The sequence below is a fragment of the Bradyrhizobium altum genome (genome assembly GCF_020889705.1).
Taxonomy (GTDB): Bacteria; Pseudomonadota; Alphaproteobacteria; order Rhizobiales; family Xanthobacteraceae; genus Bradyrhizobium; species Bradyrhizobium altum.
In genome coordinates, this window is the sequence record NZ_JACMYP010000340.1 from 1 (window position 1) to 7,745 (window position 7,745).

General features: G+C 64.8%; 11 protein-coding genes. 3 read left to right on the forward strand and 8 right to left on the reverse strand.

Features of this window, described 5'->3' with window-relative positions:
- A partial coding sequence (gene dnaG, locus H8B02_RS42540; protein WP_229171685.1) for a DNA primase occupies positions 1-1,370 on the reverse strand: 1,370 nt, incomplete at its 3' end.
- Positions 1,371-1,580: 210 nt separating this feature from the next.
- On the opposite strand from dnaG, the gene H8B02_RS42545 reads away from it, so the two are divergent.
- A complete protein-coding gene (locus H8B02_RS42545; protein WP_229171687.1) occupies positions 1,581-2,135 on the forward strand; it encodes a chlorite dismutase family protein in 555 nt (184 codons plus the stop codon).
- Between the two features lie 5 nt (positions 2,136-2,140).
- Here H8B02_RS42545 and H8B02_RS42550 read toward each other — a convergent pair whose 3' ends face one another.
- The 3 genes from H8B02_RS42550 to H8B02_RS42560 form a co-directional block, all read right to left on the reverse strand.
- Entirely contained in the window at positions 2,141-2,539 is a 399-nt protein-coding gene (locus H8B02_RS42550) for a gamma-glutamylcyclotransferase family protein (protein WP_229171689.1), read from the reverse strand.
- Between the two features lie 66 nt (positions 2,540-2,605).
- Positions 2,606-3,418 (reverse strand): transglutaminase-like domain-containing protein, encoded by an 813-nt coding sequence (locus H8B02_RS42555; RefSeq protein WP_229171690.1) that lies wholly within the window; start codon positions 3,416-3,418, stop codon positions 2,606-2,608.
- 2 nt (positions 3,419-3,420) lie between these two features.
- Positions 3,421-4,323: a transglutaminase family protein gene (locus H8B02_RS42560; RefSeq protein ID WP_229171692.1), complete on the reverse strand. Its 903-nt coding sequence runs from the start codon at positions 4,321-4,323 to the stop codon at positions 3,421-3,423.
- A gap of 102 nt (positions 4,324-4,425) precedes the next feature.
- Between H8B02_RS42560 and H8B02_RS42565 the strand changes: the two genes are divergently transcribed.
- Both H8B02_RS42565 and H8B02_RS42570 read left to right on the forward strand, forming a co-directional pair.
- A complete protein-coding gene (locus H8B02_RS42565) occupies positions 4,426-5,223 on the forward strand; it encodes an N-formylglutamate amidohydrolase (RefSeq protein WP_229171694.1) in 798 nt (265 codons plus the stop codon).
- Positions 5,224-5,291: 68 nt separating this feature from the next.
- Positions 5,292-5,636, forward strand: coding sequence for a hypothetical protein (locus tag H8B02_RS42570; RefSeq protein ID WP_229171696.1), 345 nt, complete (start codon positions 5,292-5,294; stop codon positions 5,634-5,636).
- Here H8B02_RS42570 and H8B02_RS42575 read toward each other — a convergent pair.
- The 4 genes from H8B02_RS42575 to H8B02_RS42590 all read right to left on the reverse strand — a co-directional run bounded on the left by H8B02_RS42575 (position 5,611) and on the right by H8B02_RS42590 (position 7,593).
- A complete protein-coding gene (locus H8B02_RS42575) occupies positions 5,611-5,793 on the reverse strand; it encodes a hypothetical protein (protein ID WP_229171697.1) in 183 nt (60 codons plus the stop codon). The genes H8B02_RS42570 and H8B02_RS42575 overlap by 26 nt on opposite strands.
- A gap of 7 nt (positions 5,794-5,800) precedes the next feature.
- Positions 5,801-6,964: a PepSY-associated TM helix domain-containing protein gene (locus H8B02_RS42580; protein WP_283842315.1), complete on the reverse strand. Its 1,164-nt coding sequence runs from the start codon at positions 6,962-6,964 to the stop codon at positions 5,801-5,803.
- 206 nt (positions 6,965-7,170) lie between these two features.
- Entirely contained in the window at positions 7,171-7,350 is a 180-nt protein-coding gene (locus tag H8B02_RS42585) for a hypothetical protein (RefSeq protein ID WP_229171698.1), read from the reverse strand.
- Between the two features lie 9 nt (positions 7,351-7,359).
- Positions 7,360-7,593, reverse strand: coding sequence for a DUF6894 family protein (locus tag H8B02_RS42590; RefSeq protein WP_092126762.1), 234 nt, complete (start codon positions 7,591-7,593; stop codon positions 7,360-7,362).
- Positions 7,594-7,745 lie beyond the last annotated feature (152 nt).

Consider the following 7,745-nt stretch of genomic DNA (forward strand, 5'->3'; position numbering starts at 1 on the left):
CCGCGGGGGGCAAACTGGCGGGGTGATTCGCCGCCGCGGCCACCGCCGAAATTGCCTCTGTTGCCGTAGCCGCCGCGGCCGTAACCGCCGCGTCCCCCCTCCGGGGCAAAGTTGCGTTGCAGCCGCTCCTGCAAATCCTGCCGGTAATAGCGCCGCACCACCTCGTCGCGGATGCCGCCCGTGAGCTCGCCGATCCGCGCTTCCAGTGCTGCGCGGCGTTCGGGGGTGTCGAAATTGCCGCCCTCGATCTCGCGCGACCAGATCATTTCGGCGAGCGGCCTCGCGGCGCCGATCACATCCTCGATCGCGCCGCGGCCGCCGGAGCGCGCGAGATCGTCGGGGTCCTGCCCTTCCGGCAGCAGCGCAATGCGCAGGCTCTTTCCCGGCTTGAGCTGGGGCAAGGCAAGGTCGGCGGCGCGATAGGCGGCCTTCTGGCCGGCGCGGTCGCCATCGAAGCAGAGGATCGGCTCGTCCACCATCTTCCAGAGCATCGCCAGCTGGTTCTCGGTCAGCGCGGTGCCGAGCGGCGCGACGGCGCCGGGAAAGCCCGAGGTGACCATGGCGATGACGTCGACATAGCCCTCGACGACGATCAGCTGCGCGCCGTCATGCGCGGCCTGGCGCGCGGTGAACAGGTTGTAGAGATTGTCGCCCTTGTGAAACAGCGGGGTTTCTGGCGAGTTCAGGTACTTTGCCGGAACGTCCTTCTCCAGCGCGCGGCCGCCGAACGCGATGACGCGGCCGCGGGCATCCGTGATCGGGAACATGACGCGGTCGCGGAAGCGATCGAACGGCACCGGCTTGTCCTCGCCGGACACCAAAAGCCCGGCCTCCACCATGTCCTCGGTGGAGATACCTAACGCGCCCAGATGCTCCTTCAGGGCAAAACGGTCCGGCGGCGCATAGCCCATCCGGAACTGGAGCTGGGTCGCCGGCGAGATGCTGCGGTCGGCGAGATAGCCGCGCGCCTTGGCGCCGCCCCGCGAGGCCAGCGTCTCGGCGAAGAACTTCGTCGCCAGTTCCATCACGTCGTGCAGGGTGCGACGATGCTGCTCGTGCCGCGCCGCATCGGGCGTTACGGCCGGCAGCGGGACACCCGCCATCGCGGCGAGACGCTCCACCGCCTCGGGGAAGGTCACGCCCTCGGTCTTCATCAGGAAGTCGAAGATGTTGCCGTTCAGCCCGGACGAGAAGTCGAACCAGGCTTGCTTCTGGTCGTTGACGAAGAACGACGGCGTCTTCTCCTGCTGGAACGGCGAGAGCCCCTTCCACTCCCGCCCGGCCTTCTTGAGCTTGACGCGCCTGCCCACGACTTCCGAGACCGGAAGCCGGGCGCGCAGCTCATCAAGGAATTCGGGCGTGAAACGCATCAGGGTGATTCTTGGCTCGGGCGGCGAATCGCGGACAACCGGTTAGCCATATAGCGGCACGACCGGGCATGCCGAACAATGTGGGGCTTTTCCGGGCTATTCACAGGCCCGGTCTGTCACGGCTCCGTCGAGCGGGCTACCCCCGAATCCACAGTGGAGAGCCTGCACGGCAAGCTTGCCCCCTCCCCGCTTCCGGGATTGGATAGCCCCATGTTCACGACATTCAGGGGCGGACAGAGCGGCGGCTGGCAGGTCACGTCCATCACGCGAGTGAAGGGCGAGACGCTGCCGAAGGTCGCGGCATTGTCGATCGTTGCGAGCGAGTCGATCGCGCTGCCGCTGTTGCCGGCGCAGACCTCCTGGCGGCTCGCCGGCGTTGCCAGCTATCTGCGCTACACCGAGAAGGAAGAGCGCGAGAAACTTGCGGCCGTGCAGGCCGGGCTCGGCCGCACCGAGGCAACGCACGCGGCGCTGATCCCGATCAGGAAATCTGCGGCGTGGTGGGAGCTGACGCAGCAGGAGCGCCGCGAGATCTTCGAGGACAAGTCGCACCATATCGCTGGCACCTTGAAATTCCTTCCCGCGATCGCCCGCCAGCTGTTTCACGCTCGCGACCTCGGCATGCCCTTCGACTTCCTGACCTGGTTCGAATTCGCCCCCGAGCATGTCGCTCTGTTCGACGAGTTGGTCGGCATGCTGCGCGCGACCGAGGAGTGGAGCTATGTCGAGCGCGAGGTCGACATTCGCGTCGAGCGGGAAGTCTGAAGCAGTCAATGCTCCAGAAACTTTCCTGACGCGATCCGCGGCAGCTCGGCGACCGACCAGTTGTAGAGATAGGTCCACGCCTCGCTCACGCTGCCGTCGGCGAGCGTGACCTTGAGCATCTCACGGACATATTCGGTCGGCGGCGGAAAGCCCTCGCCGCAGGCTTCGTACATGTCGAATTCGCGCAGCATGGCTTCGCGCTCGCGGAGGCGAAACAGCTCACCGTGCACGATGTCGGCGGGATCGTCCGACACGACCAGCCCCGGATAGTGCTTCACCAGATAGAGCCGGCCGCGGCACTGCGCCGGCCCGAGGAATTCGGCGTTGCCTGCGAGCAGCTTCGCCATCGGATGGTCGAAGCCGCGCATCAGCGTGCCGTAGACGAAGAGAAGGTCGGAGATCATGGCTAACCTGTCATTCCCTGGCGCGGCGAAGCTGCGAGCCCTGAATGACGGAATGGCTGGGAAGAATCAAGCCGCCGGCACCTCATCGGTCACGACGACGAACTTCGTCAGCGTCATGCGGCCGAAGCTCGTGGTGAGCGCGACGTCGGCGGCGTCGCGGCCGGTCGCCATCAGGATGCGGCCGATCCGCGGCGTGTTGTGGCGGGCATCGAAAGTGTACCACTGGCCCGACAGATAGGCCTCGAACCAGCCGGAAAAATCCATCGGCGCGGGATCAGGCGGCACACCGATGTCGCCGAGATAGCCGGTGCAGTAGCGCGCCGGAATGCCCATGCAGCGGCAGAAGGTGAGCGCCAGATGCGCGAAGTCGCGGCAGACGCCGGCGCGGCCTTCGTAGACGTCATGCGCCGACTTCATGTGATGGGCGTGCTGGTAGCCGAACGTCACATGGTGATGCACGAAATCGGTGATCGCCTGCACCCGCGCCCACCCCTGCTGCGTATTGCCGAACAGCGACCAGGCGATGTCGGTCAGCTTGTCCGTCTCGCAATAGCGGCTCGGCATCAGATAGAGCAGCATGTCATCAGGCAATTGCTCGATCGGAACCTGCTGTGCCGCCGGATTGACGACATCGGGCAATCCGGAATCGCGCACCAGCGCGCTGCCGCGGAAAGTGACGCCACCGGCTGGCGCGACCAGACGGCCGCAGACATTGCCAAAACCGTCGCGATAGAGGCCGATCGGGACATCGGGCTCGGTCGAGATGCTCTCGGTGCCGACGATGTCGGCGTAGCGCGATGGATGGATCGACAGCATGATCACCATCGGCGTCGGCTGCGCCGCCGTGTAGGTGATCTCGAAGCCGACCTTGATCTGCATCGTCAGGCCGTCTCCTGCTCCGCCACGCTCTCGCCGACCGACACGACCTTGATGTCGATATCCATGTCCAGAAAGGCATCGGTCGGGCCGAGATAGACGCCGTGCAGCGGGATCGCCTGGCGCGGATCGCGCGCGACAGCGACGCGGATCAGGTCACGCGTGCCGACGATGCCGTTGGTCGGATCGAACTCGATCCAGCCGGCGCTCGGCAGATAGACCTGCACCCAGGCATGGGTCGAGCCGCCGCCGACATAGCCATGCGCGCTGTCGGTCGGCATCGCGAGATAGCCGGAGACGAAGCGCGCGGCAATGCCAATCCGGCGCAGCGCCTCGATCATGAACAGCGCATAGTCGCGGCAGGTCCCTGACTGCGTCCGCAGCGTATCGAGCGGATGCTGGGTGCCATGCTCAAAGCGCTTGCGATAGCTGAACGCCTCACGAATGCCATGCGTCATGTCGCTCAGGATCTTGAACGTCAGGGTCGGCGCCTCGACATCGAGGAAGCGCCGCGCCCAGGCCGACAGCTCACCGTTCGGGTCGCCATATTGCGGCGTGATGAACTGCTGCAGGTCGGGGAATTCCTCATCATCGTAGAGGAACGGATAGAAGTAGGCGGCGTCATCAGGCGTCAACGCGAACCTGTCGGCCGGATTGTGATCCACCGTCGCGGTCGAGACGAACGACAGCGTGTCGGCGCGCTCGTCGAAGGTGGCGATCGCGACGCCGTTGCCGAACACGTCGTGGATCCAGCGCAGCGACATCGGCTGCGGGTCGATCACAAGCGCGCTGTCGAGCACGCGCAGATCATGGCCGTCACGGGGGCGCAGCATAATGCGGTGTTCGCCGAACGCCACCGGGCGCGCATAGCGATAAACGGTCTTGTGATGGATAGTCAGCAGCGGCATCTTCAAACAATCATCGTGATTTGGGCCGCCAAATCTATAGAGAATGCTGCTTGATTCCAAACCAGCATGCCCCTTGAATAGGCAAAATTGAGGAAAAAGCCCGTGAATCACGCCGGTGGCCCGTTCTTTCTACTGACAAACACCGATGTTTCACCGGTTCTTGAACATAATCCTGGCGGCCGCTCGCCGTTCCTTCTGACTTGCGATCATTATGGCAGGCTGATTCCCTCCCCGCTCGGCGATCTCGGCTTGCCTGAAAGCGAGCTCGTCCGGCACATCGCCTGGGACATCGGCATCGCCGGCGTCGCAACCCAGCTCTCCGACCTGCTTGGCGCGCACCTCATCGCGCAGCGCTACTCGCGGCTCGTGATCGACTGCAATCGTCCGCCGCATTTCGCAAGCGCGGTCCCGCTGATCAGCGAAGCCACCACCGTTCCCGGCAACGAAGGCCTGTCGCGCGAAGCCGCCGAGATGCGCCGCGCGCAGATCTTCGATCCCTATCACCAGCGCATCGACGAGATCATCGACGAACGTACGCGTCAGGGCATTCCGACGGTGCTGGTGTCGTTGCACAGCTTCACGCCGGTCTACGCCGGCATCGCGCGTCCCTGGCACATCGGCACGCTCTATCACCGCGACAAGGCGCTGCCGCCGCTGCTCCTGAAGCATCTGCGCAGCGAGGGCGATCTCGTGGTCGGCGACAACGAGCCCTATGCAGTCAGCGACGAGACCGACTACACGATCCCCGTGCATGGCGAGAAGCGCGGCCTGATGAATTCCGGCATCGAGATCCGCCAAGACCTGATCTCCGACCAGGCCGGCGAAACCGCGTGGGCCGAGCGGCTGGCGCGCATCCTCGGCGAGATCGAGACGACGCTGCGCGCGGAAGCGCGGATCTAACGCGTCGCTCCACGAGCTAGTGGCTTGGAGGACGGCGAGGACGGAGCCGCCGCTTTTTCGGCGAGCAAGTGGCCGACGTCGCCTTGCGCTTTCGGACGGACACGGGCGCGACCCTTGATTTGCGAACGACGTCGATCGCCGCCGCCGAGCCGATGCAGCCATGGCAGATGATCTGCGGTGCGCGCACCGGCGCGATGCCGCACGCGAGGCACTTGCGTGGCGGCGATTGCCTGCTCGATTTCCTAGTCGACTTCCCGCGCATCTCCGCGGTGAGACACCGCCGGGATGAACATATTCTGATTCGATCGACGTCCGCTTCGATCGCCTTTGGCGTTGCCGGTTCGAACTGCCGCCCGCGCTCCTCGAACGGCGATCAAGCCAGCCTGATCAATTCGGCCGGCGCCGCCAGATGAACAGCAGATAGAGCAGCACCGGCAGGCCGAGCGCGACCCAGGAGACGGCATCCCACCAGCCGTCGCCGACCAGCGCGCTGATCAATCCCACCGTGCTCACGATCGCGATGACGAGCGGAGCGGCAAAGATCCGGGTCAATGAGCGATGTGCGACCATGCTGATGTCACGAGGTGAGCGCGGGGGTATCGATGGAGGCGGCGTTGGCGATGGCGCGTTCCTGGCTCACGCCCGCCTTGCGCCGGCGCAGCCACAGATACACGCCGGTGACCAGGATGAAGATGGTGAGGATGTCGAGCAGCGCCCAGACGATCTTGAGCGGCATGCCGCCGTAATCGCCGAAATGCAGCGGCTGTGAGACGTAAAGCGTCGACACATACCAGGGCATATCGCGGCTGTCGGTCAGTGTCCCGGTTTCCGCATCGATCAGCGCGGGTTTCAGCAGCCGCGAGGTCAGCGGCGTATCGCCGTGCAGGAACACCGCGTAGTGGCTCTTGCTGCTGAACAGGGTTCCCGGGAACGCGACAAAGCTCGGCGTCATTCCAGGCACCGCATGCCTGGCGACCTCAACGGCCCCGTTCAGCGAGGCCAGCTTCGACGGCACCGGCCGGTCGCGATACTGCGCGGTCATCTCGGCGAGTTGGCCGAACTGCCACATCTTGAGCACGAGTTCCGCCCAGGTGTTGATGACGCCGGTGAAACCGACGACCAGCGTCCAGGCGACCAGCAGGATGCCGGCGAGATTGTGGACGTCGAGCCAGCGCACCACGCGGGTCCGCTGCACACGGTAGGCGCCGAAGCGCAACTTTCGCATCGACGGCGCGTAGACGACGATGCCGGAAATGATCGCGACGCAGAACAGGATGCCCATCAATCCAAGGAACAGCTTGCCGGGCAGGCCCGCGAACATGTCGGTGTGCAGCTTCAGCATGATGTAGGTGAAGCGGCCGGTCACATCAGGGGAATCGAGATAGGCGCCGGTATGCGTATCCATCCGGATCAGGAGGTTGTTGGTCGGATCGGCGTCGATCGTCGGGCCGACGCTGACCCACATCGCGCCGGGCTCGTCGCGATCCCAGATCAGGAAGTGAGGCACCTTGCCCGGCGCCCTTGCGAGCGCGTTGGCGAGCAGATGATCCAGATCGGCCGGCGGCGTGCCTGCGGGCGCCTCGGCCGACTTGACCTGGCTGTGCAGGAGATCATCGATCTCGTCGTGAAAGATCAGCGGCAGGCCGGTGATGCACAACAGCAGCATGAACAAGGTGCAGATCAGGCTGGTCCATTTGTGGACGGCGCCCCATCGCCGCAGGGATTTGGTCGTCGCAGTCAACTTCGCTACCTAATTCCAGTCTCCATTCTTGTCGTCACTAACACGATGACGGATACGCGCAGTCGCGCGGCGATTAGAACCCGTCCAGTGTTGGACTTATCGTCGGTCGTGTTGCGATCACGCAACGAGAGCGTCCGCGAACTGCGACGATGCGTCTCGGCCTTCAGCGCGATTTCTTGGGATCGTTCTAAACTGGATCGCCGCGTTCAACCGGCTGACGCGGCGTGGACAGGATGCTTCGCACGCCATCTGGGGCCTGGCCCGCGCATGTAGTGCAGCTCGGGCCGGTAGGGATCGCGCATTCGCGCGATCAGATTCTGCCAGCCGGTCGTGATCGCGTTCAGGCCGCGGCGCAGAGACGTCAATGATGACTGCAGCGACAGCATGGCGTCCCCTCAGTGCGGCTTGCCGAGAACGGACGCGAAGGACAGGATGACGATCTCCTCGCCGGCCTCGTCGCTGACATGCACGGCCCAGTCGCGCCAGTCTTCCAGGCTGGCGGTTGCGACCAGCGATCGCATCATGCAGGTCGCCGCCTCGCAGGCCTCTGCGAGGCTCGTCACCGAGGTGCCGCGGCGATCCATCAACACGCCGCGTGTATTCGAGCAGTGGAAATAGACCTGCGTCATGTCCGTATCCTCGCAAGCTCCGGGCGATCGGGCTCGCCCTTGCATGACGAAGCTTTACGCAGCCGGCGCGCGACGATCCGTGATGCGGCTCACACAGGCGCGAGACGGCCGCCAGGCCGCGGCGCCGCCCTCACCAAATCGCGATTTGACAG